The organism is Enterocloster sp. HCN-30185 (genome assembly GCF_037890305.1).
Classification (GTDB): domain Bacteria; phylum Bacillota; class Clostridia; order Lachnospirales; family Lachnospiraceae; genus Enterocloster.
The window spans coordinates 1-397 of record NZ_JBBKBT010000056.1 but is presented as its reverse complement, the minus strand read 5'-3'; the positions used below and the strand labels follow the sequence as shown (position 1 = coordinate 397).

Genomic DNA, 397 nt, shown 5'->3' with positions numbered 1-397 from the left:
CTGCCCTTTGGATAGCATAGCGTCTAACATCCGGCAGTACATGACCTTTGCGGTGCTGCTGACTGGAAATCCTGTCAACGCTCTGGGAAAGGGCATACAGGGCGGCAATGGTGTGTCTATCGTCATAAATTCAAAATTCATTCGGTGTGTTCCTCCTTTTTCTTTGCTCGTTTGGATAAATAACGGGGGCAGTCAATCACAACCGCCCGGAAGCTCTGCTTGCACCCATGCTGGCATTTCCGGCATAATTCGTTATAAGTGACACGCCCCCGGTCATTGAGGTAAAAGGAAAGCTCATGCTTCCGCTTTTTGCTCATTCTCGGCATATTGTGTTTCCTCCCGTTTTAGTGTATGGTTTCGGGGCGATTTTCGGCAAAATTACAGCCATAGAGCCGTC

General features: G+C 48.9%; 1 protein-coding gene and 1 pseudogene. Both read right to left on the bottom strand.

Annotated elements, in window-relative coordinates; all coding sequences use genetic code 11:
* Window positions 1-141 (bottom strand): annotated as a pseudogene (locus tag WKT10_RS15980) (DeoR family transcriptional regulator); the annotation flags it as partial.
* Window positions 138-326, bottom strand: a complete 189-nt coding sequence (locus tag WKT10_RS15975) for a hypothetical protein (protein ID WP_002304353.1) — start codon at window positions 324-326, stop codon at window positions 138-140. The pseudogene WKT10_RS15980 and the gene WKT10_RS15975, both read right to left, overlap by 4 nt.
* Window positions 327-397: the final 71 nt, after the last annotated feature.